Here is a 25,875-nt window from a genome sequence, read left to right on the forward strand (position 1 = left end):
CCCCGGGCCCGCGTCCCGGCCCGGTGCCGGGTGGTGCCCCCAAGCCCGCCCCGCGCACCCCGCGTGTCGGAAACAATCCGTTCTCGTCCCAGCAGCCGGTCGAACGGCCGGCACCGCGACCCCAGGCGCCGCGGCCAGGAGCCGGTCCCGGTGGACCGCGCCCCGGCGGCGGCCCGCGTCCGGGCGCAACCCCCGGCAACATGCCGCCCCGGCCCGCTGGTGCCCGCCCGACACCCGGTGGCGGCCCACGTCCCGGCAGCGGTCCACGACCCGGGCCCGGCGCCCGCGGACCCGGAGCCGGCGGCCCCGGCGGTCGTCCCGGTGGCGGTGGCGGCGGCGGTAACTACCGCGGTGGCGGCCCCGGCGGAGGCGGCGGCGCACCCGCAGGAGGCGGCGGTTTTCGGGGCCGTCCCGGCGGTGGCGGTCGTCCCGGCCAGCGCGGCGGAGCGGCAGGTGCGTTCGGTCGCCCCGGCGGCGCCCCCAAGCGCGGTCGCAAGTCGAAGCGGGCGAAACGCGCCGAGTACGAGAACATGCAGGCACCGGTCGTCGGTGGCGTGCGGTTGCCGCACGGCAACGGCGAGACCATCCGGCTGGCACGGGGCGCATCGCTGTCCGACTTCGCCGAGAAGATCGACGCCAACCCGGCCTCACTGGTGCAGGCGCTGTTCAACCTCGGTGAGATGGTCACCGCCACCCAGTCGGTGGGCGACGACACCTTGGAGTTGCTCGGCAACGAGATGAACTACAAGGTGCAGGTCGTCTCGCCCGAGGACGAGGACCGCGAACTGCTGCAGTCCTTCGACCTCACCTACGGCGAGGACGAGGGCGGCGAGGAGGACCTCGAGTTCCGCCCGCCGGTGGTCACCGTCATGGGTCACGTCGACCACGGCAAGACGCGACTGCTGGACACCATCCGCAACGCCACCGTCCGCGAGGGCGAGGCCGGCGGTATCACCCAGCACATCGGCGCCTACCAGGTCCTCACCGAACTGGACGGCAACGAGCGGCTGATCACCTTCATCGACACCCCGGGTCACGAAGCGTTCACCGCGATGCGTGCCCGCGGTGCGAAGGCCACCGACATCGCGATCCTGGTGGTCGCCGCCGACGACGGCGTCATGCCCCAGACGGTGGAGGCGATCAACCACGCGCAGGCTGCTGACGTGCCGATCGTGGTCGCCGTCAACAAGATCGACGTGGAAGGTGCCGACCCGGCCAAGATCCGCGGCCAGCTCACCGAATACGGCCTGGTTGCCGAGGACTTCGGCGGCGACACCATGTTCGTCGACATCTCGGCCAAGCAGGGCACCAACATCGACGCCCTGCTGGAAGCAGTGATCCTGACCGCCGACGCGGCCCTGGACCTGCGCGCCAACCCGGACATGGAAGCCCAGGGTGTGGCCATCGAGGCGCACCTGGACCGCGGCCGCGGACCCGTCGCGACCGTGCTGATCCAGCGCGGCACCCTGCGGGTCGGCGACTCGATCGTCGCCGGCGACGCGTACGGCCGGGTTCGCCGGATGGTCGACGAGCACGGCGAGGATGTCGCCGAGGCGTTGCCGTCGCGGCCGGTGCAGGTCGTCGGCTTCACGTCGGTGCCCGGCGCGGGCGACAACCTGCTGGTCGTCGACGAGGATCGGATCGCCCGGCAGATCGCCGACCGGCGCAGCGCGCGCAAGCGCAACGCGCTGGCCGCCCGCAGCCGTAAGCGGATCAGCCTCGACGATCTGGATGCGGCGCTGAAGGAGACCAGCCAGCTGAACCTGATCCTCAAGGGCGACAACTCGGGCACCGTGGAGGCGCTCGAGGAGGCCCTGCTCGGGATCGAGATCGACGACGAGGTGGAGCTGCGCGTCATCGACCGCGGTGTCGGTGGTGTCACCGAGACCAACGTCAACCTGGCGTCGGCCTCGGACGCGATCATCATCGGGTTCAACGTGCGCGCCGAGGGCAAGGCCACCGAGCTGGCCAACCGCGAAGGCGTCGACATCCGGTACTACTCGGTGATCTACCAGGCGATCGACGAGATCCAGAACGCGCTCAAGGGCATGCTCAAGCCGGTCTACGAGGAGAAGGAACTCGGCCGCGCCGAGATCCGGGCGATCTTCCGGTCGTCGAAGGTCGGCAACATCGCCGGCTGCCTCGTCCAGTCGGGCATCATGCGGCGTAACGCCAAGGCGCGGTTGTTGCGTGACAACGTCGTCGTGGCCCAGAACCTCACGGTGTCGTCGCTCAAGCGTGAGAAGGACGACGCCACCGAGGTCCGCGAGGGTTACGAGTGCGGTCTGACGCTGACGTACAACGACATCAAAGAAGGCGATGTCATCGAGACCTACGAGCTGGTCGAAAAAGAACGTGTGTAGTAGGAGCGTCGAGAAACATGGTTGACGTCGGGCGGGCGCGCCGGCTGTCCAAGCGCATCGGCACGGTTGTCGCCACGGCCATCGAGTTCGAGATCAAGGATCCCCCGCTGGCCTTCGTGACCGTCACGGACACGAAGGTCACGGGAGACCTGCACGACGCCACCGTGTACTACACGGTGCGCGGCGAGACACTGCAGGACGAACCCGACTACGCCGCCGCGGCGGCGGCGCTGGAGCGCGCCAAGGGCACGCTGCGCAGCAAGGTCGGCGCCGCCACCGGCGTGCGCTTCACCCCGACGCTGTCGTTCGTGCTCGACAAGGTTCCGGAGACCTCGGCGCACATGGAGGAACTGCTCGCGCGTGCGCGGGCGGCGGATGAGGATTTGGCGAGAGTTCGGCAAGGAGCCAAGCACGCCGGAGACGCGGACCCGTACCGTGTAAGCGGGGTGGAGGACACGGCAGACCTGGGGCCGGACTCTGAGGACACGGGTGACCGCAACAGAGACAGTGACCGCAGCTGAGACGGCGACTGACGCACTGGTGACAGGTGCCCGCGTCGACGCGCACGGCGCAGCTGAACTCCTGGCGGCGGTCGCTTCCGTCAGCGTGGTCTGCCACGTGTTCCCCGACGCCGACACCATCGGGGCGGGGCTGGGGTTGGCGCTGGTGCTCGAACACGCGGGCAAGGATGTCGCCGTCAGCTTCGCCGAGCCCGCACAACTGCCCGAGTCGCTGCAGTCGCTGCCCGGTGGCCATCTACTGGTGGCGCCCGAGCAGCTGCGTCCCGACGCCGAGCTGGTGGTGACCGTGGACATCCCCAGCGTGAACCGCCTTGGCGCGTTGGGTGACCATGCTGCTCCCGGGCGTCAGGTGCTGGTCATCGATCACCACGCCTCCAACCACCTGTTCGGCACCGCGAACTACGTCGACCCGTCGGCCGACTCGACGACGATGCTGGTGGCCGAACTGCTGGACGCGTGGGGCAAGCCGATCGACCCGGGCGTCGCGCACTGCCTGTATGCGGGACTGACCACCGACACCGGTTCGTTCCGGTGGGCCAGTGCCCGTGCGCACCGGCTGGCGGCACGTCTGGTCGAGTTGGGCGTCGACAACGCCGCGATCAGCCGCACCCTGCTCGACACCCATCCGTTCGCGTGGCTGCCGATGCTGTCCCGCGTGCTGGGATCGGCGCGGTTGTTGGGCGACGCCGCCGGCGGTCGCGGACTCGTGTACGCCGTGGTTCCTCACGGGGAATGGGTCGAGGCCCGCCCCGAAGAAGTGGAGAGCATCGTCGACATCGTGCGCACCACCCAGCAGGCCGAGGTGGCGGCGGTGTTCAAAGAGATCGCGCCGGGCAACTGGTCGGTGTCGATGCGCTCGAAGTCGGTGGACCTCGCCTCGGTGGCCAGCGCGTTCGGCGGCGGCGGACATCGCCTCGCCGCCGGCTACTCGGCCGCCGGATCCACCGACGACGTGGTCCAGGCGCTCGTCCGTTCCCTTGGCTGACTCTGCCGGCGGCGCCGTGACCGGTACGCACGGAGAACCGGTCCAGCCGGCGACCGGCCGTCGCATCGCCGCCCTGGCGTTCCCGGCGTTGGGTGTGCTCGCCGCAGAACCCCTCTACCTGCTGTTCGACTTGGCCGTCGTCGGGCGCCTCGGGGCGCTCGATCTGGCCGGTCTGGCGATCGGTGCGCTGGTCATGGGTGTGCTGAGCTCTCAGCTGACGTTCCTGTCCTACGGCACCACGGCGCGCGCCGCGCGGTTCTACGGTGTCGGCGACCGGGCCGCCGCTGTGGGCGAGGGCGTGCAGGCCACCTGGCTGGCCCTCGGCATCGGCGCCACCATCGTGGTCGCCGTCCAGTTGGGCGCCCAACCGTTGGTGGCGTTGTTGGCCGGCGGGTCCGACGGGGGCCGGATCGCCGACGCAGCGCTGCCGTGGGTGCGCATCGCCAGCCTGGCGGTGCCCGCGATCCTGGTCGCCGCCGCGGGCAATGGCTGGATGCGCGGAGTTCAGGACACCGTGCGCCCGCTGCGCTTCGTCGTCTTCGGCTTCGCGGTCTCGGCGGTGCTGTGCCCGCTGCTGGTGTACGGCTGGCTGGGCGCCCCCGAACTCGGGCTGGCCGGATCGGCGGTGGCCAACCTGATCGGCCAGTGGCTTGCCGCAGGGCTGTTCTTCCGGGCGCTGTTCGTCGAGAAGGCCCCGCTGCGACCCCAACCGCCGGTCCTGCGCGCCCAGCTGGTGATGGGCCGCGACCTGGTGCTGCGGACCCTGGCGTTCCAGGCGTGCTTCGTCTCCGCGGGGGCGGTCGCCGCCCGGTTCGGCGCAGCCGCCGTCGCGGCCCATCAAGTCGTGCTGCAGTTGTGGAGTTTCCTTGCGCTGGTTCTCGATTCGCTGGCCATCGCAGCACAATCACTGGTTGGCGCGGCGCTCGGCGCAGGTCAGCTGACGCACGCGAAGTCGGTGGCCTGGCGGGTGACGATCTTCTCCACCGTCTCCGGTGTTGCGCTGGCGGCGCTGTTCGCGCTGGGCTCCTCGGCGGTGCCCGGGATCTTCACCGACGACCAGTCGGTGCTCGATGCGATCGGGGTGCCGTGGTGGTTCCTGGTGGCCCAGTTGCCGGTCGCCGGAATCGTCTTCGCCATCGACGGGGTATTGCTGGGGGCGGGGGACGCCAAGTTCATGCGCAACGCGACGCTTATCAGTGCCCTGGTGGGCTTCCTGCCGTTGATCTGGTTGTCGCTGGCCTTCGGCTGGGGCCTGCTGGGCATCTGGTCGGGCCTGAGCACGTTCATGGTGTTGCGGCTGGCGTTCGTCGGCTGGCGGGTGTTGTCCGGACGCTGGCTGGTTGCCGGTACCGGCTGAGACACGCGAGCGTCACGGTCGGGTGCCGCGCACCACCCACACGTCGCGGCGGCCGACACGGTCACTGCGCACCTGCACGTCGACCAGGCCCGAGCTACGGCACAGCGCCGCAAAGGATTCCGCCTGCTCGGCGGTCCAGCCGTGGCTGGCGAACCCGGTGGCATTCGGCGGCGACTGGCGCTCGACGGCGAGCAACCGACCGCCAGGGGCGAGCACGCGGTGCGCCTCGGCGAGGGCTTTGGTGACGTCCTGCCAGTGATGCACCGTGGCCAGCGCCCACAGGACCGTGGCCGAGGCGTCCGGTACCGGCAGCGACTCCGCGGTGCCCTCGGCCCACGTGATGGTGGCATCCGCGCGGGTGACCGCCCGTGCCAGCCGCAGCAACGACGACGCCGGGTCGACGCCGGTGACCCGCGCGCCGCGACGAGCGGCCGTCCTGGCCGCCGTACCCGGACCGCAGCCGACGTCGACGACGTGGTCGGCGGCAGTGACCTGCGCAAGGTCGGCGGCCAGCCGGGCGTTGCCGCGACCGGTGAGCAGAAACATCACCCCGAACAGCGTCCCGGTGATACCGGCGAATCCAGGGTGATCGCCGTGGTGGTTGACCGCCGGCGGGGCGGATTCATCGCTCATGCACTAGACCTTGCCCGTTCAACCCGGGTCGAAGTCAAATGGCGTGATGGACGTGATCTCTCGCCGCCGAGCACGCCCCACCCGAATGAGTGAGGAATCAGCGCACCTGTGAGCGGCCGCGTTCGATGACCGTGTTGCGGCTGGCAGCGATGTCGTCGCCGGACGCATTGCTCATCCATGCCCGGGCGGCGTCGGCCTCCAGCCACAGCGCGGCGCCGTTCTGGGCATCGTCGATGTGGTGGTAGGAGGCCAGCAGCGCCCGCACCGCCCGCTGGTTGTTGCCGACGATCGAGGTGGCGATCTGGCGGGCGGTGTCGAGCAGCTCGTCGTGCGGCACCACCTGGGTGACCAGACCGGCGCGCAGCGCGTCCTCGGCCGACAGGTAGTCGCCGGTCATGCTCATCCGCCGGGCCATCCCGACGCCGACCTTCTGGGGCAGCCGCACCGACAGACCCCAGGTGGGCAGCAGCCCAACCCGGGCGTGCGTGTCGGCGAAGCGGGCTGCCTCCGAAGCGATCAGGATGTCGCAGTACAGCGCGATCTCCAGACCGCCGGTGACCGCCGCCCCGTTGATCGCCCCGATGACGGGCTTGGTCATCGCCGGCCATTTGGGCGAGATGTCGGGCAGGTCGGTGGTGTCGCCGAGCTCCTTGAGGTCCAGGCCGGCGCAGAAGACCGGGTCCGCCCCGGTGACGATGACGACGTCGACGGCGTCGTCGGCCTGCGCGTCGCGCAGCGCCCCGAAGAACCGGGTGCGCAACGCCGACGACAGCGCGTTGCGGGCACCGGGTCGATTCAGGGTCAGCGTCCGGATCCGGTCGCGGGTGTCGATCAGCAGGATGTCGGCACCAGGGCCTGCGGGGGAGCTCATCCGCTCACCGTATCGGCCGCGGATTCCGCGCCTATCGTAGAGGTCATGTGTCGAAACATCACCGAGTTGCGGGGCCTGGAACCGGCCGCGACAGCCGAGGAGATCGAGGCCGCGGCGCGCCAGTACATCCGCAAGGTCAGCGGCATCACCCGGCCCTCCGGCGCCAACGTCGAGGCGTTCGAGTCCGCCGTCGCCGACGTCACGGCCACCACCCAGCGGCTGCTCGCCGACCTGCAGCCGCGCCGGCAGCCGCCGAAAACCGTTCCGCCGCTTCGTCGTCCCGAGGTGCGCGCACGCCTCGGGCTCGGATGACCACCACCCTGACCGCCCCGGCCCTCAAGGAGTGGAGCGCGGTCGTGCACGCGCTGCTCGCGGGCAGGCAGACGGTGCTGCTGCGCAAGGGCGGTATCGGTGAGAAGCGGTTCGAGGTGGCGGCCTCGCGGTTCCTGCTGTTCCCGACGGTCGCGCACAGCCACGCCGAACGGGTGCGCCCCGAACACCTCGACCTCCTCGAAACCGCTGCAGCAGACAGCACCGAGGACGAGGTCGTGCTACGAGCAGGTGCCCGGGTAGTGGCCGCGGTCGAGGTCCGTCAACCGGACAGGCTGGATGAGGTTGCACCGCTGCACATCTGGACGGCCGACTCGGTGCGTGCCGACCGTCTCGACTTCAGGCCGCGGCACCGGCTGACGGTGCTGGTCGTCTCGGCGGCGCCGCTGGCCGAGCCGGTGCGGCTGGTGCGCACCCCTGACCACCGGGGCTGCTCGAGTTGGGTGCAGCTGCCGGTCGATCCGGCGTGGGCGGCACCGGTACACGACGACGCGGCACTCGACGAGATCGCTACCCGGGTGCGGCGCTCAGTCGGTTGAGGGTGGGCGTTGCCCGGCGGGCAGGATCAGCCGCGAGGAGGCGCCGAGATGCACGGTGTGCCGGGCGGTGGCCAGCCTGGTCCCGGTGGCCGCGGATTCACCGGTGCCGAGGTTGCGCACAAAGCGCGGATGCGAGCCGCCGGCGATCAGGACCCGGATGCGGGAACCCGCCCGGAATGTACGTGCAACCGCGTCGAGTTCGATGCGCACGGTGCCGGAATCGGGGGCCGCCGCGAGGTATCCGTCGCTGACGTTGCGTGAGCCGCCGTGCTCGTCGACCTCACTGATCCGCACGAACAGGTCATTGTGCGGGTTGGCGCAGGAGTGTTCGAGCTCGAGCACCGGCGTCCCGACCACGTACAGATCGCTGGGCAGCGGGTCGCCGGTGAACGTCAGGACGTCCGCACGGCGCGCCAGCGACGTGTCGTCGCGGTAACCGCCCACCGGGGACAGCAGCCGGCCTCCGACGGTGGGTGTCGGGTCCGCGGGGTTGTAGACGAACGTCGCGGTGTCCGGGGCGGGGACGGCATCGGCCAGGGCCCCGCCGGGCTGAAGATACAGCTCGTATTCGGGCATCGGCGGCGGCCAGTCTGCAAGTTCGATCCAACCCTGGCCGTCGAGGTGCACGCGCACCGGCGCCTGGCGCTGTGGTGGCGCGCCGGCGAGGTGGGTGTTGAGCCAGTCCAACGATTCTCGGATCGCGGACGGGGCGGCCTTGGTCATCATGTGGCCGTGCGTCCACGGACCGATCGTCAGAGCGGTGGTGATGCCGCGGGTGCGGAGCCGCCGGTACTGCTCGAGGGTCTGTTCGAGGAACAGGTCCTGCCAGCCGGACAGCAGCAGCACCGGGATCTCGGCACGATCCAGCGCGTCGCGCAGGTGCAATCTGGTCCAGAACGGATCGTCGGCCTGGGGATGTTCCAGCCACGACTCGAACCAGGGTGCACCGTCGCCGAGGAGCGCGCGGCTGGACTCTGCGAGCGGCAGGCCCAGCGAGGCCTTGCTCACCCTGCGCTGCGCCCGCGCCTGGTGCAGCAACACGCGCAACCGCTGCGGGTCTTCCTGGCGGGCCACCAGATCACTCCAGCCGAGGAAGTCGTTGAGACCGAAAGATCCTTCGCCCCAACGGGGTCCGCTGACATCGTGCGGTCCGACGGTGATCACCGCCGCCATCATCTCAGGAGGGGGATCGGTGAGCAGCGCCCACTGGGTGAACCCGAGGTAGGACAGCCCCAAGGTGGCGAACGTGCCGGTGAACCAGGGCTGGGTGCGCAGCCAGGCGACCGTGTCGGCGCCGTCGTCGATCTCGTGCACCATCGGGCTGAAGTCACCGCCGGAGCCGAACGTTCCGCGCACGCTCTGGACCAGCACGTGATAGCCGCGCGCGGCATACACCGACCCGAACAGTGCGGCGAAGGGCCGGCCACGGCCGTAGGGACCGCGGACCAGCAGCGTGCCCGCAGGCGTGTCGGTCTGCGGTACGTAATGGTCGGCGATCAGGTCGACGCCGTCGCGCATCCGAACCTGCAGCCCGCGGTCCACGAGGACATCGTTGGTGGGCGCGGGAAGCCCCAGCAGCTTGCTCAGCACCGTCCGGGGCAACTTCGGACGACTCCGCGGCTGCGGGGTCGCGGCTTCAGCTGTTCGGCTCACGTCCGACACGCTACGCAAGCGGGGACTCGCCGTGTTCGATCGCGTGCACGACCTTGGCCATCAGCCAGCCGATCGCCCGGGTGGCGTCGGCGGCGTCGACGCTCCAGGGACCCACCAGTCGCTCGTAGGTGGGAACGTTCCACAACACGTCGAGCAGTCCGGCGAGCGTGCGCCGTTCGGTGTCGGTCAACTGAGGCGCCGACGCGGACACTGCCCTACGCAACGCGTCGCGGCGCCGCTCGTCGACGGTGACGAACGCCGGATCACCGGTGGCCTGAACCGACTGCCGAACCGAGAAGCGTTGCAGCGACGCGAAGACCCGCCCGGTGATCTCCGCGAGATCGCCGAGGTCGACGTCGTCGTAGGACACGCCGGCGTCCTGCTCGAGTCGGTGCATCACCGCGTCGTGCAGATGACGCTCGGTGGGAAAGTGGCGGTAGACGGTGCGTTCACTGACGCCTGCACGCTCAGCCACGGCGCGAAACGTCAGTTCCCGCCAATCCCAGCTCTCGAACTCGTGCACCAGGTCTTCGGCCGCGGACACGATGTGCTCGCGGGTCCGTGCGGCCTTCTGCTCGCGGGCGCGGTTGTCATACCGGCGGCGGGCGGCCATTGACGACTCACTCATATTGGTGACAGTGTACTGTCATCAATTCGATCGGAGGTGCCGCCGTGCCATCACCGGACGAGTTGGTTGCGGCCGCGGTCCGACGCACCGGGCTCGACGACTTCGGCGACGACGCCTTCCGTGAAGGTCTGGAGATCCTGACCGGTGCGCTGTCCGCCGAGGCCCGCCTCAACGCACGCGGCGAAGCGTTCGTCTACGGTCGCATCGGCCTACACCTGTGCCAACGGTTGCAGGTCGAGGACTGGTACCGGCGCCATCCCGAGATCGGCGACGAACCGATCGTCGCGCCGCTGTTCGGCCTCGGCCTGCCCCGCACCGGGTCGACGGCGCTGGCATTTCTGCTGGCGCGGGACCCCAACGTCCGCTATCTGCGTAGCTGGGAGGCCGCCCAACCTTGCCCCCCGCCGTCCAGCGTGTCCGGGGACGACCCGCGGATACCACCCGATCTCCGCCCGGTGGCGGCCGGCAGCAGGCATCACGTGCCCAACGACCTCCAGGGCCCGATGGAGTGTCTGGACCTGATGGCGCTGGACTTCACATCGCAGATCTTCCAAGCCTTCGCGCAGGTGCCCAGCTATTCGGCGTGGCTGCTCGAACGTGCCGACTTCACCTCGACATACCTCTACCAGCGGCGGGTACTGCGGCTGCTGCAGTGGGGCCAGCCGACCCGCCCCTGGCGGCTGAAGTCGCCGGCCCACATGCTCTCCCTGCAGTACCTCGACCATGTCTTCCCCGACGCCCGCTTCGTGATGACCCACCGCGACCCGACCGACGTGCTGTTGTCGGTGGCCGACGTGTACGCCGACATCGTCGGCGGGTTCAGCGACAACGTCGACCATCGGTACCTCGGCGATCTCAACGTGACCCAGTGGTCCGTGGGCGTCAACCGGACGCTCGACTTCCGAACAGCAGGCCGCGACGACCGCTTCTACGACATCGACTTCCGTGCGATGCAACATGATCCGATCGGTCAGGTGCGCGGGCTGTACGGCTGGCTCGGTGAGCCGGTGTCCGAGGCGTTCGAGAACGGGATGCGGGACTGGTGGGACGACAACGCCCAGAACCGCGAACCCCACCCCAAGGCCGACCCGCAGGTGTTCGGCCTTGACCTGCCCACGATCCGGCCCCGATTCGCCCGCTACGTGGACGCCTACCTGGGGAGCCCCGATGCCGACTGACCTCACCGGCGGGCTCGATCCGGCCCGCGAGTACATGTTCGCCCGCAGGCCGGACAACCCGGAGATGCGGGACTCGGTCAGTTTCTGGGTCCTCGACGACCGCGGCGAGGTGGGTCTGCCGCGGATCGGCATCGAGGCGGTCGCGTCGAACTGGGACGTGCACCAGATCCAGGTCAACGTCGCATTCGCCGATGGCCGGGTGTACCGGCTCCGAGAAGACGCAGCCAGCAGATCACCGTTCGGCCCCGGTGGCGCACCCACCGAGTTGGGCGCCGGTCCACTGCTTTTCAGCTGCGTCGCCCCGTTCGACGCGTGGACGGTGACGTTCGACGGCCGGGCGGTGCAGACGTCGTCGGCGGATCTGGCCGCCGGACGCAAGACCGGACCCTCGGTCGACCTCGGCTTCGAGGTGACAGCCACGATGGCGGTGCCGCCCTGGGTGCAGGGCACCCTGCAGGCCGACGCGGGTTCGCAGCTGAGAACGACGAGCGTCGGCGACATGATGGGCGGCCCCCGCTACGAGCAACTGTTCCGGGCCACCGGATCCGTGGAGGTGGCCGGCCACCGGCACAGCTTCTCCGGCAGCGGACTGCGGATCCGCCGTCAGGGAGTCCGCCGCCTCGAGGGTTTCTGGGGTCACTGCTGGCAGTCGGCGCTGTTCGGCAGCGGCCGAGCGTTCGGCTACATCGCGTATCCGCCCCGTCCCGACGGCGCGCGTGTCGGTCTGCGGCACTCCGCGCCGACGTTCAACGAGGGCTACCTGTTCGACGGCCACGGTGACCTGATCGCCGCGCGGGTCGTGCAGGCGCCGTGGTTGACCCGGCTACGGCCCACCGGCGAGGACGTCTCGCTGGTGCTGGAGACCGCACGCGGCACCGTGCGGATCGCGGGCGAGACGGTCCTCTCGACGCACGACATCACCGACCCGGCCGACGTGCCGCCCGAGGTGCTGGCCAAGATGGCGAACTGGACGTTCCCGGCCCTGCAGCAGGCGGGCGTGCGCTACTGCTGGGACGGCGAAGAGGCCATCGGAATGCTCGAGCGGTCCAGCCCGATGGACCGGATCATCCGCGATTGACCGGCGGTCAGTGGGTGGTCAATAGATGTAGAACGGGCTGAGCTCGTGGGCCTTCTGCAGGTTCGTCTGCATGCAGTCCGGGTCGGGCTCGGAGTAGACGGGCGCGTAGAACAGCGACTGCTGGATGACGCCGTAGCTGGTCTGGAACGCGACCATGCAGGTGATCCAGTTGCGGTTGTTCCAGTCCGTCGGCTTCATGATCCAGTACTGGGCCGCGCGGTGGCCGTTGATGTCGAGCTCGACGGCGTCGGCAGGCAGGGTCTGCTCGTAGGTGCGCCACACGAACGCCTCGACCGCCATCTGGTAGTTGCCGGCGTCGTAGCGGCAGCGCAGGCTGTCTTCCGGGGTGGGCGGGGTGAATGCCAGACCGACGCGCTGGATGACGTCCAGCGGGATGTCCCGGCACGGGTCGAACGGGTCGGGATCGACCACTTCGACGACGGGCCACTTGATGGTGGTGGACATGTTGGTCAGTGGCGTGCCGGTGCCTCTGAGTTCCACCCGCTCGGCTGTCAACGGGCCGGCCGGGTTTGTCTGCCAGACCACCACCACAGCCGCGACCAGCGCACACAGCGCTGAGAGCAGTCGCAGCTTGGCGACCATCGCACCCCCTGATCTCGTGGCGGTGGACTCCGCCGGCTAGGTCCGACCCTGCCGGGAGTGTAGCGGGCGCGGTGGCCCGCCGGAACGGAAACCTAGAACAGGTTCTAGTTGCCGGGAAGTCCGCCACGACGGGGCACCAGTAGGCTGACGGGTTGTGACCAGTGACGACCGACGGCCGACTTTGTGGGCCGTCAGTGACCTGCATACCGGACATACCGGCAACAAACCGGTGACCGAGTCACTGCACCCGGCCTCGCCCGACGACTGGTTGATCGTGGCCGGCGACGTGGCCGAGCGCACCGACGAGATCCGCTGGGCTCTGGACCTGCTGCGCAAACGGTTCGCGAAAGTGATCTGGATACCGGGCAATCACGAGCTGTGGACCACCCAGCGCGACCCGATGCAGATCCACGGCAAGGCCCGCTACGACTATCTGGTCGACATGTGCGACGAGATGGGGATCGTGACCCCGGAACACCCGTACCCGGTGTGGACCGAGGAGGGTGGCCCGGCGACCATCGTCCCGATGTTCCTGCTGTACGACTACTCGTTCCTGCCGCAGGGCGCCGGCACCAAGGCCGAGGGCCTGGCGATCGCCAAGGAGCGCAACATCGTCGGGACCGACGAGTACCTGTTGTCGGCGGAGCCGTACTCGACCCGCGACGCGTGGTGCCGGGACCGTGTCGCCTACACCCGCAAGCGGCTCGAGGAACTGGACTGGATGATGCCGACCGTCCAGGTCAACCACTTCCCGATGGTGCGCGAACCCTGCGAGGCGATGTTCTACCCCGAGTTCTCGCTGTGGTGCGGAACCACCGCGACCGCTGACTGGCACACCCGCTACAACGCCGTGTGCTCGGTCTACGGGCACCTGCACATCCCGCGGACCACCTGGTACGACGGGGTCCGGTTCGAGGAGGTCTCGGTCGGCTACCCGCGGGAGTGGCGGCGCCGCAGGCCGTTTCGCTGGCTTCGCCAGATCCTGCCCGACCCGAAGTACACGCCGGGTTACCTCAACGAGTTCGGCGGGCACTTCCAGATCACCCAGGAGATGCGCGAGCACGCCGAGAAGATGCAGCAGCGGATCAGGAGCGGCCGGGAATGATCTCGGCGACCCTGCTCGCCGGGGTTTTGCCCGGCGCACTGGACGCGTTGGCGGCCGCGGAGTTGTACACCGATCCCAAGGAGCTGGCGCCGCTGCCCGAAGAGGAACCGCTGATCGCCCGATCGGTGGCCAAGCGGCGCAACGAGTTCATCACCGTGCGGTACTGCGCGCGCCAGGCGCTCGTCGACCTCGGGGTGGAGCCGGTGCCGATCCTCAAGGGCGACAAGGGCGAACCGCGCTGGCCCGACGGCATCGTCGGCAGCCTGACCCACTGCGAGGGCTTCCGCGGGGCCGCGGTCGGGAGGCGCGAGGTCGTTCGTTCGGTCGGTATCGACGCCGAGCCGCATGACGTACTGCCCCACGGCGTCCTCGACGCGATCAGCCTGCCGGTCGAACGGCGGGAACTGCAGGACATGCCCACAGGCGTGCACTGGGACCGGGTGTTGTTCTGCGCCAAGGAGGCGACGTACAAGGCGTGGTTCCCGCTGACCCACCGGTGGCTGGGTTTCGAGGATGCCCACATCGCGTTCGACGTCGACGGGTCGGGGCAGGCCGGAACGTTCACCTCGCAGATCCTGATCGACCCGGCCGCGGAGTCGGGTCCCCCTCTGACCTCGCTGGCCGGTCGCTGGTCGGTCCGCAACGGCATCGCGTTGACGGCGATCGTGCTGTGAATCTCGGCGGCCTCGTCGTGGTGGACAAGCCCGGCGGGCTCACCAGTCACGACGTAGTGGGTCGGTGTCGGCGCCTCTTCAGCACCCGCAGGGTGGGACACGCGGGCACGCTCGACCCGATGGCCACCGGTGTCCTGGTGGTGGGGGTGGAGCGCGCGACCAAGATCCTCGGGATGCTGACGGCGACCGACAAGTCGTATTCCGCGACGCTGCGTCTGGGGCAGACGACGTCCACCGAGGACGCCGAAGGTGAAGTCCTGCAATCGGTGTCGGCGGCCGATGTGACAGATGCGCAGCTCGAGGCCGCCCTCGCCCCCCTTCGGGGCCAGATCGACCAGATCCCGTCGGCGGTCAGCGCGATCAAGGTCGACGGTAAGCGCGCCTACCAATTGGTGCGCGACGGTCACACCGTCGAGTTGAAACCGCGCCGGGTCCGGATCGGCCGCTTCGAGGTGCGTGACATCCGGCGCGGCGCCGAGGGGGCCGGCGTCGTGGACGTCGATGTGGACGTGGACTGCTCCAGCGGCACCTACATCCGCGCGCTGGCCCGCGATGTCGGTGCCGCCCTCGGCGTCGGCGGGCACCTCACCGCGCTGCGCCGGACCCGTGTCGGTGCTTTCGGTCTCGACCAGGCCCGCACACTCGAGCAGCTGGCGGACGCGCCCACGCTGTCCTACACCCTGGATGCGGCCTGCCTGCAGGCGTTTCCGCGCCGTGACCTCACCGACGCTGAGGTGACGGACGTCGGCCACGGCCGGCCGCTCATCCCGGCGGGACTCGGCGGGGTGTACGCGGCCACGGCTCCCGACGGCCGGGTGATGGCCCTGCTGGAGGATGCCGGTACTCGGACCAAGAGCGTGGTGGTGATCCGGCCGGCGACGCTGTAGAGGTAACACCTCGTCGGCGCCGACGATGAAACACTTGTGTGGATGTCACGCAGGACCCGAACAGGCGTTGCCGTTGCGGCGAGTGCGGTGCTCGCCGCGCTGAGCGGCGCGCCCACCGCCACCGCGGTCCCGGAGGCGTTTCCGGAACTGGACGCCTACCCGGCGGTCGACCCGGGTCCCTACCAGGTGTTCGGTGCGCACCCGAGCACCTCGGGCTGGGCGTTCAGCACGCCGTCTGGGTTGCAGTGCCGCAACAGCCTGATCCCGGACCTCGGCGTCGTCTGCTTCGGACCGGTCCCGGGAACCCAGGACGGTGTCGATTCGGTGGGAGTCTCGCTGACCCGCGAGGGCACGCTGATGACCTCCGAGGGCGCCGGCACCGCCGCCGAGGCGTATCCGCTGCTGCCGACGGGGTCGAAATTCGCCGCGGGCAACGGGGTCGAGTGTGCCGTGATGAGCGACGATTCTCTGGCCTGTCTGGCCAGGAAACCCGACTCGTGGGCCGCGGACACCCCCGACCCGCCTGATCGCCGCTACGGCGAGCACGGGTTCGTCGTGCAGGAAGCCGGCAGCTGGACGTTCTGAGACCAGAACGGTTAGTCGGTATCGACGAGCACTCCTCCAGGGCGGCCGCGAAGCTGGGACGATTGCTTCCGCCGCGGGCGGATGGCAGCACTGTGGAACTACACCGCCCGGGTGATCGTCGACGCCCCCGCACAAACCGTCGCGACCCGCATACCCAGCGGAATCTGGGCAGTGGAACCAATAGATCCGGAGACCAGCACTCTGGACGCCGGGCCACAAAGCCCGGAGCTTCTCGCGGCCTACCTCGGCGCCATGGACCTTGACTTCCATGTCGACACAGACGCGCACCCGAACTCGCCGCCGCCGCAGAGACACTCGCCGCCCGCTACACAGCAGCGACGCGTGTCCCTGCTTGACCCATAGTTATTCCACGCCTGCGCGAGAGTTGGATTTCGTACGTCCGCTGGGTGTCTTCACCTCTGGACTTCTGGACTTCTGAGGGGCGTTTACAACGTCATGACCCGAAACAACTAGCCATGCTCCAATCACTGACTTTCGCTGTGGCGAAACACCATCGGATACAGTCCACCACTTCCGTCGACCACCTGATCGCCGCCAACGCGGTTTACCGGAGCGCACAGGAAAAGCATCCATGCCTCGGCGTCTTGTAGGGGTGAACCCGAAGACTCCACACGAGGCGGCCCGATTCGCCGAGAATGAAGGTGGGCCTGAATCTCCGTACCCTGCATACTGCAACTCTGCGTACGCGAAACGGGTGAGAATTCGACTCCTGCTGCCGCACAGCCCGCACGCTCGGCTATCGCCCTGACGTGCTGGTCAAGCACCCGGAGCGCACCTGTTACCGAGGGGCCAATTCAGGTCGCGTGTGAGTCGGGGTTGCACAGCACCCTCGTCCTCGACGTGGACGCGCTGAGTGCACGGCCCCGGCTGCCCGCCCCGTTCGTCGATCAGCTGTCACACACGATGCGGCGGGCTGTGCGTCTACGCCCCGACTGCAATTGCGGGCCAGAAGGTGTTCATCAGCTGGTCGGCGAACCCTACATCGGGAGGATCCTGCGAGACCAAAAGTTTGTAGTAAAGCGATCCCCAGAGCGCATCCATCACAACTTCGACATCGACGTCGGATCGAATCTGTCCGCGCGTGACACCGCGCTGCCAAGTCAGGCGGGTTGTGGACCTCCGACGCGCAATGAAGTCGTCGCGTATCGCCGCTGCGAGACTCGGGTCAAAACGACTGTCCGCGACGAGGTCCAGCATCGCTGCGCCGGAGTCTGTGAAATAAAACTTGATGACTCCTCGGATCTCTTCTACGAGATCGACGAATACATCACCGGTGTCATTGAACACGGGATAACGGTCAGGCCGTTCATTGACGGCCTCCAGCAGGATCGCAGCTTTCGAGGGCCACCACCTGTAGAGAGTCGTCTTGCTCGACCCGGCTCTTTTGGCAATCCGCTCCATCGAGACGCCGCGAAACCCGACGGCTCGGAGTTCGTCGTAGGCCGCAGAGAGGATCGCACGTCGGGTTGCGTCGCTCCTGGGTCGGCCAGCCTTGTGAGGTTCTGTCACACCAGTCACATTACCAGTTGACAAAAACGGTACCGACCGTTTCTATATAGACACCGCGATGAAGCGAGTAGCTCACCAAGTCGGCCCGACTCGGGAGGATGCACAGATAGCAAACGATCGGCATGGCGACTGAGGCCCAATGTCGTCGGGCCCTGAACTAAACGATTCCTTTAAGGAAGGCGTAGGCAACGCCGCTAATGCCATGCGGCCGAATCCGCAATTTTAGGATCGGCAATTCGACTGCGGCCTAAAACAATTAGATCATGAACATTCGGTAAATTTGCTAGTTTCTGGTTGCGAAACACTTCTATCGCCGGAAAACTCTACAGAATAGACAAAGCAGTTTGCTCGATCGACGGGGAATTCGCACCAAGAACCGGGGGAGGACAACATGACCACAACGGAACTATCAGCCGCTACACCAGGATTAGCTATCCTGGCCATCACCGATTCCGACATTTCCGCACTGACCGGGCTTCTGCGAACCGGTGTGCGTGTTGGGAACGAGCAAGAAGACCGAGATCTTCACCTCTCGGAGATGATCGTCAAGCCCTGGGGTTGCGAATACCGCGCTTATGTCGACGACTTCATCGACGTCTGGCAGCTGACGATCAATGCGGGCCATGCCACATCGATGCATGCACATCCACGCAAGGTGACGTACCTTATTTGCCTTGACGGAGAAGGAATTACGCACACATTGAGCGGCACCACCGCCGTGCAGCCCGGCAGCATCCTGCAGATCGGAAAAGGCGTGTTTCACTCGACAGAGAGCCTCGGGCCAGGCCCCCTAGTTCTAGTGGAAGTCGAAACTCCTCGGAACAAGTACGACCTCGTAAGACTCAAAGACGGGTACAAAAGAGCAGGCACCGGGTACGAACAAATATCTGAAGCAATGACCTTGAAACCCAAAAAACTGAAATACATGCCGAATGCATCCATGTGCACCCTTTCTCCGTGCGGTAGATTCGGTTTTCAGATTTGTTCTGGAATGGATATCCATTATCGCCGGTATTTGGCTGGCGACTTTCTTATTCCGTTGTGCATCAGCGGAGTAGTCCGCGGACAAGTCGAGATCTTGACATCCAATGCATCCGATACCCGACCGCCCAAACTCGACACGTATTACCTCAGTATCAGCCGGATCATCCCCGAGAACCAGAGGAAGTGAAGAAATGCCCAGTGCCGTTATCATCACCGGACCAGGATTCCAAGACCACGATGTGGTCTACAGCTACTACCGATTCCTTGAACAGGAATGGGAAATTGACGTAGCCACCAAGAACGGTGCCGACGTGATCGGCAAGTACGGAGTGCCGCTCCCCATGGATAAGACCGCCCGTCCGCTCATCTCCTTCGACGGGCTCGACGCGGACGACTACGACGCTGTAATCCTGACTGGCGGTCACGAAGCGCCGGACCGAGTACGTCAGGACAAGAACGTCCTGGAATTCGTCCGTTCGATGGATGACGCAGGAAAAGTCGTCGCCGGTCTCTGCCACGGGCCCTGGATCATGATCAGTGCCGGCGTCCTACGCGGCCGCAAAGCGTGCGCATACATCGGACTCCGGGACGACGTCATCAACGCCGGCGCCGATGTCGTTGACTCCGACGTCATCGTTGACGGCAACATCATCACGTGTTCGTACTACGGATACTGCGGCAAGTTCATGCAGGCAGTGTTCGACACAGTGCGTCAGGCAGCCGTAGCCGCGTAAGCGGACGCGAACGATCATGATCATCGCACTTGATTTCGACGGCGTCATATGTGACGGGTTGCTCGAATGCGCCGCAGTAACCTGGTATGCCGGTCACCTCGACCACTGCATTCCCCCCCTCGCTGAAGCAGTGGAATCGTTGCCGCAGGAGTACATCGACCGCTTTCGATCGGTGCGCAACTACAGCAGAACTCTCACCGATTTCATGGTCGCGAACCACACCACATCGCCGGTGCGTGACCGACAAGAATTCGACCGCGTGCGCAATGCGACACCGGCCCAGATGCTGGACGCCGAAGCCGCGATCGGCGAGCAGATCAGAACCCGGTGGCGAACCGGCGACTTCACGAGCTGGATGACGCAACACACTCTCTACCCCGGCATCCACGAATTCATCGCTCGCACACCGCATGAGATTGCCATCGTGTCCGCCAAGGACCCAGCATCGATCTCGGCGATACTCACCCATCACGGCTTGGCCGGAGCGGTCTCGCGCATCCACGGTAGCTGCACCGACAAGAACCAAGTGTTGAGACATCTCGTGAAATCGTCACCCGTGCTCTTCATCGACGACAACCTAGCCAACGTAATGGCCGCCGAAACGCTGCCACTGACCGCGATGTGGGCCGAATGGGGTTACCGCACAATCGAAGACGAGGCCGTCGCCGCATCCGCAGGTACGACGTCGGTCACCCTCAACGGCATCAACGACGTCGCCCACGCCACGTACGAATCCCTCACCTGAGCATCTTCACCCGTTGTCCCCACCGGAAGAAAGCAATCACATGTCCAAGTCAGTTCTGTTCGCACTCACCAGCCACGCGGAACTCGGTGACACCGGCCGCAAGACAGGTGCCTACGCACCCGAGTTCGCGCACCCCGCAGTCGTCTTCACTGAAAACGGATACGACATCGAGTTCGTCTCCGTCAGAGGTGGACGAGCCCCACTCGACGGCATCAAACCCGACGATGCCATCACCCAAGCCTTCCTCAACGACCCGGTCATCGCCGAGAAACTGTCCAATACCCCGGTCGCCGAAGCACTCGACCCCGCTGACTATGACGTCATCTACTTCGCCGGCGGACACGGAACCATGTGGGACTTCCCCGCAGCCTCGGCCCTGGCGAACCTCGCAGCCGAGATCTACAACCATGGGGGGGTGGTGGCCGCGGTGTGCCACGGCCCCTCAGGCTTGCTAGGCATCACCCTCCCTGACGGCTCCCCGCTCGTCCAGGGCAAAACCGTCTCCTCGTTCACCAACGAAGAAGAGATCGCCGTCGGTCTGGACGGCGTCGTCCCCTTCCTGCTCGAAGATTCGCTCACCGAACTGGGTGCTAAACACCAGAAGGCCGAGAACTTCTCGGTGTTCGCTGTCACTGACACTCGACTTGTGACCGGACAGAACCCGGCGTCGGCCGTCGAGGTGGCCCGCCAAGCCATCGACGCCCTCGCCGAGTAGTGCGGTCCCCGTCATGGTCATGCCACTGCGCCGCAACCCCATTCGAGAACGCACCAACGGCGATGGCCCCAGCACCGTCGACGAACTGCTCGTGGTCCAATCCATCGGAGTCCTGGCCTACGACAAAGTCAGCGAACAGGACTGCCTGACGCCGCTGGAAATCTTCAAGGGCGCATCGATGGTCCTACGCGGCGACATCTCCCCTTGGGAGAGAGAAACATCCCCCGAAACGCTCACCGTGGAACTGGTTGCCTTGAAACCGGGAGTCGTCACTATGCAGATGGGCACCCAGGTGGTGCCTGACACCAGCCTGGACCCCGACAAGCTCTACGACATCCTCTACGTCCCCGGCGGAGTCGGGTCGGGAGTAATCGCCACTGACCCTCAAGTACTTGAACTCGTACGCCGTCACCACGAACAGGGGCGGGTCGTCGCAGCCAACTGCTCCGGCGTCGGGGTCCTGGCCCGTGCAGGAGTCCTGAGCGGGCTACCGGCAACGAGCGTCGCCGCGGTCGCCCGCGGGCTCCGCAACGAAGGCTTCAACATCCCCACCTCGCGGAGAATGTGGGTAGGAAACCCGCAGGCCAGAATCTGGACCGCTACGGGGTCCTACGGGGTCAACGGTAGCGCAGTGGCCCTAGTCGCTCACTACTTCGGACGCGAGATCGGCACCATCGTCTCGATGATGTTCGACACCTTCAGCGGACTCGGTGATGTCATTTTCGAACCCATCGGTCCTGAGTTCTTCGAGCACCCCGCATTGGAGTCAGCGTTCCAGGACCTCTTCGAGGACATGCTCCTGCCACCCGAATGACATCGCCCGAACCACCGGGGTCGGCCACCCGGCCACCCATAGCGCCCGGGGAGGACCCTCCTTTCAATGAGTGCACCACTGACCAAGCGGCCCTTCGAGCCGGTCTACGACCTGCAGTGGATACGCGGAGCCTTCCAGACGGCAATTGCCATCGAACACGCAACGATGCCGCTCTACTCCGCCGCGATGTATTCCCTCGAGGTCCAGAACTACCCGGCGTACAACACACTGCGCTCCGTGCTGATGGAGGAAATGCTGCACATGGCCGCAGCATGCAATGCCCTCGCGGCCCTCGGTGGATCGCCGCGTCTGGAAACTCTCGATCCAGCAGCGATCCTCGACGGGCTGCCGGGATCCATAGCGCCCACACTTCGGGGACGATTTGCCAAACTCAGCAAACGTCAACTCGACACGTTCATGCGCATCGAGTCTCCCGACAGCATGATCGCCCCGGACGAACGCGACACAGCCCGCTATCCGACCATTGGAAGCTTTTACCGCACGATCTCCGCCGCCATCGAAGCCAACGCCGCATCTGTCGCAGCAGCGGTACGCGCACCCGCACGCGCTAACCAGGTCGGCGGGAACCTCGGATACGCCGTCATCGACAGCACCAGTCGGACCGATCCTGTCGAGCAGTTGCTGAACAGCCTCGAACTCATCATCGGACAAGGAGAGGGGTTCGGGGGCAGCACCTTGTCGTCGGGCGCACAATCGCAAGGGGAGCTGTCTCATTACGCCCGTTTCGCCGAGCTAAGATTCGGTCACTCCTACTCCGGCGGACCAGACGAATCCGACGTCCCAAGCAGAGAAGGCCAACGCCGCTACTTCCAAGGCCCGCCAATCGAGTGGCCCGTTGTGATCAACACGCTGGCCGTCCCGCGCGACGGCTACGCCGCGGTTCTTCGGCTCGACCCCGACCGTCTTGCCGTCTCGACTGAACTACGTGCCTTCGATGCCGCATACACCCGGATGCTCTCTGCCCTCGACGACGCCTGGAACGGCCCCGCCGACCAATCGTGGCCGTCGCTGGGCCATGCCGTGTTCGAGATGAACGAACTGCGAGTCATTTCGTGCTTCAACATTCTTCGTCATCGCCTACCCACCGCAGCAGTCGCTGATCTCGCATCGATCTATCCAGCCGAACACCAGGAGCTATCCAACCTCACCGATCTCACCGCACCCGTGTTCTACGGACCGAGATTCGTCAACACAGCCGTGCCCGCCCGCACGTGATTAAGTCAGGAACAGCGATGACATCGACACCCCGGCCGCTTGCAGTGGTCACCGGAGCAAGCTCTGGAATCGGTAGAGCTACAACCGAACTGCTCTGCAAGAGCGGATACGCCGTGCACGTGGTAGCACGTCGCGCCGATAGGTTGGCCGAACTTGAGGATCAACTCGGAGTGACCGGCCATGCGATGGACGTCGCCGACTCCGCGGCTGTCGACGCCCTCGCTTCGGCACTCGACGCGCCAGCGGTGCTTGTGAACTGCGCCGGCGGAGCCCGCGGCGGTGATCCTGTGGTCGATGCCGATCCCTCAGCGTGGGAATGGATGTGGCAGACAAATGTTCTCGGCACACTGCTGTTCGATCGCGCGTTCGTCCCGAAGATGAAACAAGCGGGTCGGGGCACTGTAGTAACCGTCACTTCCGTTGCCGCATTCGAACCGCTGCCGAACAGTTCGGGCTACAGCACCTCCAAGCACGCCCAATCTGCCCTGACCCAGACACTGCGCAGCGAGATGCTCGGGTCACCGATCCGGATCATCGAGGTGTGCCCCGGCATCGTGCGAACCGAGTTCTTCCACCAGCGCTACCCGGACTCCCCGGAACGCGCTGATGCGATGTACGACGGCCTGGCACCCCTGGAACCGATGGACGTCGCTCGCGCGATCGATTTCGCGATCTCGCAGCCACCGCACGTGACTCTCGATCGGATCGTCATACGTCCGACGGATCAAGCCGGTCACGGCCGCACCCACCGGAGGACCGGCAACGCACACCCGGAAGGACCACCACAATGACCGCCATCACAGGCGCCACGGAGGAGAAGAGCACATTCCCCCTCCCTGCGTTGGTGGTCCTGTCCGTCGTTGGGTTCACCACCATGCTGACCGAGACGATCCCGGCCGGCCTCCTCGGCGATATCGGCGCGGCACTCGACACATCCGACTCGGTCACTGGTCAACTCTTGACCCTGTACGCCACGGCGTCGATGCTCGCAGCGATACCTCTGACTACCTTCACACGCTCGTGGCCCCGCAAACCGCTCCTCATTGCCACCGTCGTCGGAATTGCAGCAGCAAACGCGATCACTGCAGCCTCGAGTGAGTTCTATGTAAGCGCTGGCGCCCGAGTCCTCGGCGGCGCCTGCGCCGGCATTCAGTGGGCGATGATGGCTGGTTACGCGATGCGGATGGTCGATTCGACACTCAAAGGACGAGCGCTCTCGGTTGCTATGGCCGGTATTCCCATAGCGCTGGCGTTCGGGATGCCACTCGGCACGATGATGGGATCAGCTGTTGGGTGGCGCGGTGTGTTCGTGATACTCGCCGTCACGGGAACACTTGCCGGCGCGCTAGGGGCGTGGTGGCTACCACGCTTCGACGGAGAGGCCGGGACGTCCAAGCTATCGTTCAATGCGGTTGTCGTGAGGCCAGGAATCGCCGTCATTGTGTTGTGCGCTTTCGCGTTCCAAGCCGCGCACATGAACCTGTACACCTACATCGAGCCCTACCTTCGACTGTCCGATCTCGGCAACCACATCGGTGCCGTACTTCTGGCCCTCGGCGTTGCGGCCATCGTCGGATTGTGGGTAACCGGCGCAACCATCGACCGTCATCTGACTGCGCTGGGACTGACTGTTCTGAGTCTGTTCTGTCTCGCGATGGGAACGCTGGGGCGCTTTGCCGGCGTCTCGCCCGTCGTCGTCGCCGCCGTGATTGCGTGGGGATTCGCTCTCGGCTGCGCTCCCACCCTGTATCAAACAGCCTGCGCTCGCGCCGCCGGCCCGTCGATCGACGTCGCACAGGCGATCTTGGTGACGCTGTTCAACGCAGGCATGGCGGCGGGGTCGCTTCTCGGTGGAATCATTCTGTCGTCGACTCGATCCGCGCACGCTCTGCCGTGGATCAGTTCCGGCATCTTTGCAGTGATCCTCGTGGCCATGGCTCTGACGCGGGTGGTGTCCCTACCCACAACCCCGGAGAATCCGTGAGTGCAAAGCAACCGCCAACCTTTTACCACGTTTGTTTCGTAGTTCCCGACATCGCCGCGGCCATGACAGAACTCGCCGAACTCGCCCAGGTCGAATGGAATGAACCGGAGGACGCAGTCCTCGAACAGTGGGCGTACACCATCGTATTCTCACGGCAATTTCCGTTCATCGAACTCATCAGCGGCCCACCCGAAAGTCCATGGGACGCAACATCAGGGCCGCGGTTCGACCATCTAGGATGGTGGTCCGAGTCGTTGGGCTCCACGACATGTCGGTGGGCCACGAAGGGTGCGCAGCCGCGCTATGACGGACGGCCGGCCGGGCGATCGTTCGCGTACTTTTTCGCCCCGACGATTGGCGCGAACATCGAAGTGGTCGACAACGAACGGCAACACGATTTCATGGACACCTGGACATCGCGGCATGACCGACACGCCATGACATACCTTCGTGAAACACCCGAACACGATTCGCCAGTTTGAGAGGCGTCGGTAGCAACTACGGATACCAGTGTGTAAGACGTTATCCGGAGCGTCACGGAACACCGAACGGAACCTGTCTTACACCCTGCGAATGCCGTTACAGACCTCCGATGGGCTTAGGTGTCAGTGCTTGGGTGCTCGCCCGCCCTCGGAAAGTGCATCCGTGTGCGTGCGGAAGCGTGGATACCGGGGCTTTCGATAGCTTGGGGACTCGCGCAGGACCGCCTAGGCGTAGAGCTCCTCGAACTTCTCGATCGATTTCTCGATGTCGCCCTTGACGGCACGGGCCGCTGCAGAGCCGATCGGGCCGAACAGCGGCGCCCCGCCGAGGTCCATCCTCACGGTGAACGTGCAGCCGTCGCCGCTGGAGGCGACCTTCATCGACAGCTTGTACCGGGTGCCACCCACACCTTCGCCGCTGATCTCCAGGGCCGACGGCGGATCGAACCGGCGTACCGTCCACGTGACCCGATTGCGCATCCCCTTGGCTCCCGCCACGCCGACCACGGTGGTGCCCACGTTGAGCTCATCCGGCAGGTCCGACCGCCAGCCCTGGTGCATGCTCATCCAGTCGCCGAGGGTGTCCAGGTTGGAGGCGTGCGCCCAGGCCTCCTCGGGGGGCAGCGCCAGGCTGCGGGACATCTCGAGTTTCGCCATACCG

The 25,875-nt window shown here is 66.4% G+C and carries 29 protein-coding genes; 22 read left to right on the top strand and 7 right to left on the bottom strand.

Annotation, left to right across the window (positions count from 1 at the left end):
* The 4 genes from infB to BEMPMBAN_RS23460 form a co-directional block, all read left to right on the top strand.
* On the top strand, positions 1-2,363 hold a 2,363-nt coding region (gene infB, locus BEMPMBAN_RS23445), incomplete at its 5' end, for a translation initiation factor IF-2 (RefSeq protein ID WP_159233663.1).
* A gap of 17 nt (positions 2,364-2,380) precedes the next feature.
* Positions 2,381-2,884 (top strand): 30S ribosome-binding factor RbfA, encoded by a 504-nt coding sequence (rbfA, locus tag BEMPMBAN_RS23450; protein WP_159233664.1) that lies wholly within the window; start codon positions 2,381-2,383, stop codon positions 2,882-2,884.
* On the top strand, positions 2,853-3,869 hold the full coding sequence (locus BEMPMBAN_RS23455; RefSeq protein WP_425295007.1) for a DHH family phosphoesterase: 1,017 nt from the start codon (positions 2,853-2,855) through the stop codon (positions 3,867-3,869). Before rbfA ends, BEMPMBAN_RS23455 begins: the two co-directional genes overlap by 32 nt.
* Before the next feature lie 16 nt (positions 3,870-3,885).
* Positions 3,886-5,226, top strand: coding sequence for an MATE family efflux transporter (locus BEMPMBAN_RS23460; RefSeq protein WP_272952248.1), 1,341 nt, complete (start codon positions 3,886-3,888; stop codon positions 5,224-5,226).
* Between the two features lie 12 nt (positions 5,227-5,238).
* Here BEMPMBAN_RS23460 and BEMPMBAN_RS23465 read toward each other — a convergent pair whose 3' ends face one another.
* Both BEMPMBAN_RS23465 and BEMPMBAN_RS23470 read right to left on the bottom strand, forming a co-directional pair.
* Positions 5,239-5,859 (bottom strand): class I SAM-dependent methyltransferase, encoded by a 621-nt coding sequence (locus tag BEMPMBAN_RS23465; protein ID WP_159233666.1) that lies wholly within the window; start codon positions 5,857-5,859, stop codon positions 5,239-5,241.
* 97 nt (positions 5,860-5,956) lie between these two features.
* Positions 5,957-6,730 (bottom strand): enoyl-CoA hydratase, encoded by a 774-nt coding sequence (locus BEMPMBAN_RS23470; RefSeq protein ID WP_159233667.1) that lies wholly within the window; start codon positions 6,728-6,730, stop codon positions 5,957-5,959.
* A 45-nt stretch (positions 6,731-6,775) separates the two neighbouring features.
* Here BEMPMBAN_RS23470 and BEMPMBAN_RS23475 point away from each other — a divergent pair, with 45 nt between their 5' ends.
* Both BEMPMBAN_RS23475 and BEMPMBAN_RS23480 read left to right on the top strand, forming a co-directional pair.
* Complete coding sequence (locus BEMPMBAN_RS23475; RefSeq protein WP_159233668.1) at positions 6,776-7,042, top strand: DUF2277 domain-containing protein; 267 nt, start codon at positions 6,776-6,778, stop codon at positions 7,040-7,042.
* Positions 7,039-7,599, top strand: coding sequence for a DUF1802 family protein (locus BEMPMBAN_RS23480; protein ID WP_159233669.1), 561 nt, complete (start codon positions 7,039-7,041; stop codon positions 7,597-7,599). The genes BEMPMBAN_RS23475 and BEMPMBAN_RS23480 overlap by 4 nt, the downstream gene beginning before the upstream one ends.
* Here the strand turns inward: BEMPMBAN_RS23480 and BEMPMBAN_RS23485 are convergent.
* Entirely contained in the window at positions 7,588-9,201 is a 1,614-nt protein-coding gene (locus BEMPMBAN_RS23485) for a CocE/NonD family hydrolase (protein WP_234897667.1), read from the bottom strand. The two genes, BEMPMBAN_RS23480 and BEMPMBAN_RS23485, sit on opposite strands and share 12 nt — an antisense overlap.
* A 61-nt stretch (positions 9,202-9,262) precedes the next feature.
* Complete coding sequence (locus BEMPMBAN_RS23490) at positions 9,263-9,880, bottom strand: TetR/AcrR family transcriptional regulator (RefSeq protein ID WP_159233670.1); 618 nt, start codon at positions 9,878-9,880, stop codon at positions 9,263-9,265.
* Between the two features lie 44 nt (positions 9,881-9,924).
* Here BEMPMBAN_RS23490 and BEMPMBAN_RS23495 point away from each other — a divergent pair, with 44 nt between their 5' ends.
* Both BEMPMBAN_RS23495 and BEMPMBAN_RS23500 read left to right on the top strand, forming a co-directional pair.
* Complete coding sequence (locus tag BEMPMBAN_RS23495; RefSeq protein WP_159233671.1) at positions 9,925-11,058, top strand: sulfotransferase family protein; 1,134 nt, start codon at positions 9,925-9,927, stop codon at positions 11,056-11,058.
* Positions 11,048-12,136, top strand: coding sequence for a DUF7064 domain-containing protein (locus BEMPMBAN_RS23500; RefSeq protein WP_159233672.1), 1,089 nt, complete (start codon positions 11,048-11,050; stop codon positions 12,134-12,136). Before BEMPMBAN_RS23495 ends, BEMPMBAN_RS23500 begins: the two co-directional genes overlap by 11 nt.
* 18 nt (positions 12,137-12,154) lie before the next feature.
* On the opposite strand, the gene BEMPMBAN_RS23505 is transcribed toward BEMPMBAN_RS23500, so the two are convergent.
* Positions 12,155-12,739, bottom strand: a complete 585-nt coding sequence (locus tag BEMPMBAN_RS23505; protein WP_159233673.1) for a DUF3558 domain-containing protein — start codon at positions 12,737-12,739, stop codon at positions 12,155-12,157.
* Positions 12,740-12,893: 154 nt separating this feature from the next.
* On the opposite strand from BEMPMBAN_RS23505, the gene BEMPMBAN_RS23510 reads away from it, so the two are divergent.
* The 5 genes from BEMPMBAN_RS23510 (at position 12,894) to BEMPMBAN_RS23530 (ending at position 16,353) form a co-directional block, all read left to right on the top strand.
* A complete protein-coding gene (locus BEMPMBAN_RS23510; protein ID WP_159233674.1) occupies positions 12,894-13,844 on the top strand; it encodes an ACP phosphodiesterase PptH in 951 nt (316 codons plus the stop codon).
* Entirely contained in the window at positions 13,841-14,518 is a 678-nt protein-coding gene (gene pptT / locus BEMPMBAN_RS23515) for a 4'-phosphopantetheinyl transferase PptT (RefSeq protein ID WP_159233675.1), read from the top strand. The genes BEMPMBAN_RS23510 and pptT overlap by 4 nt, the downstream gene beginning before the upstream one ends.
* Positions 14,515-15,405 carry a tRNA pseudouridine(55) synthase TruB gene (gene truB, locus BEMPMBAN_RS23520; RefSeq protein WP_159233676.1) on the top strand — a complete coding sequence of 297 codons (891 nt, stop codon included), beginning with the start codon at positions 14,515-14,517 and terminating at the stop codon, positions 15,403-15,405. The genes pptT and truB overlap by 4 nt, the downstream gene beginning before the upstream one ends.
* Positions 15,406-15,552: 147 nt before the next feature.
* Entirely contained in the window at positions 15,553-15,990 is a 438-nt protein-coding gene (locus tag BEMPMBAN_RS23525; RefSeq protein ID WP_200846098.1) for a hypothetical protein, read from the top strand.
* Between the two features lie 81 nt (positions 15,991-16,071).
* The gene (locus BEMPMBAN_RS23530) at positions 16,072-16,353 is read left to right on the top strand and encodes a hypothetical protein (protein ID WP_159233677.1); all 282 of its coding nucleotides are present in this window, start codon (positions 16,072-16,074) and stop codon (positions 16,351-16,353) included.
* 579 nt (positions 16,354-16,932) lie between these two features.
* Here BEMPMBAN_RS23530 and BEMPMBAN_RS23535 read toward each other — a convergent pair.
* Positions 16,933-17,520, bottom strand: coding sequence for a TetR/AcrR family transcriptional regulator (locus BEMPMBAN_RS23535; protein WP_159233678.1), 588 nt, complete (start codon positions 17,518-17,520; stop codon positions 16,933-16,935).
* Positions 17,521-17,911: 391 nt separating this feature from the next.
* Between BEMPMBAN_RS23535 and BEMPMBAN_RS23540 the strand changes: the two genes are divergently transcribed.
* The 9 genes from BEMPMBAN_RS23540 to BEMPMBAN_RS23580 all read left to right on the top strand — a co-directional run bounded on the left by BEMPMBAN_RS23540 (position 17,912) and on the right by BEMPMBAN_RS23580 (position 25,214).
* The gene (locus BEMPMBAN_RS23540) at positions 17,912-18,691 is read left to right on the top strand and encodes a cupin domain-containing protein (protein WP_159233679.1); all 780 of its coding nucleotides are present in this window, start codon (positions 17,912-17,914) and stop codon (positions 18,689-18,691) included.
* A 4-nt stretch (positions 18,692-18,695) separates the two neighbouring features.
* The gene (locus BEMPMBAN_RS23545) at positions 18,696-19,238 is read left to right on the top strand and encodes a DJ-1/PfpI family protein (protein WP_159233680.1); all 543 of its coding nucleotides are present in this window, start codon (positions 18,696-18,698) and stop codon (positions 19,236-19,238) included.
* Positions 19,239-19,254: 16 nt separating this feature from the next.
* The gene (locus tag BEMPMBAN_RS23550; protein WP_159233681.1) at positions 19,255-19,983 is read left to right on the top strand and encodes an HAD family hydrolase; all 729 of its coding nucleotides are present in this window, start codon (positions 19,255-19,257) and stop codon (positions 19,981-19,983) included.
* A 40-nt stretch (positions 19,984-20,023) separates the two neighbouring features.
* A complete protein-coding gene (locus BEMPMBAN_RS23555) occupies positions 20,024-20,698 on the top strand; it encodes a type 1 glutamine amidotransferase domain-containing protein (protein ID WP_159233682.1) in 675 nt (224 codons plus the stop codon).
* A 13-nt stretch (positions 20,699-20,711) separates the two neighbouring features.
* Positions 20,712-21,512: a DJ-1/PfpI family protein gene (locus BEMPMBAN_RS23560; protein ID WP_159233683.1), complete on the top strand. Its 801-nt coding sequence runs from the start codon at positions 20,712-20,714 to the stop codon at positions 21,510-21,512.
* Between the two features lie 66 nt (positions 21,513-21,578).
* Positions 21,579-22,748: a ferritin-like domain-containing protein gene (locus BEMPMBAN_RS23565; protein WP_159233684.1), complete on the top strand. Its 1,170-nt coding sequence runs from the start codon at positions 21,579-21,581 to the stop codon at positions 22,746-22,748.
* Positions 22,749-22,765: 17 nt separating this feature from the next.
* Positions 22,766-23,539, top strand: a complete 774-nt coding sequence (locus BEMPMBAN_RS23570; RefSeq protein ID WP_159233685.1) for an SDR family oxidoreductase — start codon at positions 22,766-22,768, stop codon at positions 23,537-23,539.
* Entirely contained in the window at positions 23,536-24,732 is a 1,197-nt protein-coding gene (locus BEMPMBAN_RS23575) for an MFS transporter (protein ID WP_272952249.1), read from the top strand. Before BEMPMBAN_RS23570 ends, BEMPMBAN_RS23575 begins: the two co-directional genes overlap by 4 nt.
* Positions 24,729-25,214 carry a VOC family protein gene (locus BEMPMBAN_RS23580; protein ID WP_159233687.1) on the top strand — a complete coding sequence of 162 codons (486 nt, stop codon included), beginning with the start codon at positions 24,729-24,731 and terminating at the stop codon, positions 25,212-25,214. The genes BEMPMBAN_RS23575 and BEMPMBAN_RS23580 overlap by 4 nt, the downstream gene beginning before the upstream one ends.
* Positions 25,215-25,439: 225 nt before the next feature.
* Here BEMPMBAN_RS23580 and BEMPMBAN_RS23585 read toward each other — a convergent pair whose 3' ends face one another.
* Positions 25,440-25,871, bottom strand: a complete 432-nt coding sequence (locus BEMPMBAN_RS23585; protein ID WP_159233688.1) for a type II toxin-antitoxin system Rv0910 family toxin — start codon at positions 25,869-25,871, stop codon at positions 25,440-25,442.
* Positions 25,872-25,875: the final 4 nt, after the last annotated feature.

This window comes from Mycolicibacterium austroafricanum, from assembly GCF_902705885.1.
GTDB lineage: Bacteria > Actinomycetota > Actinomycetes > Mycobacteriales > Mycobacteriaceae > Mycobacterium > Mycobacterium vanbaalenii_A.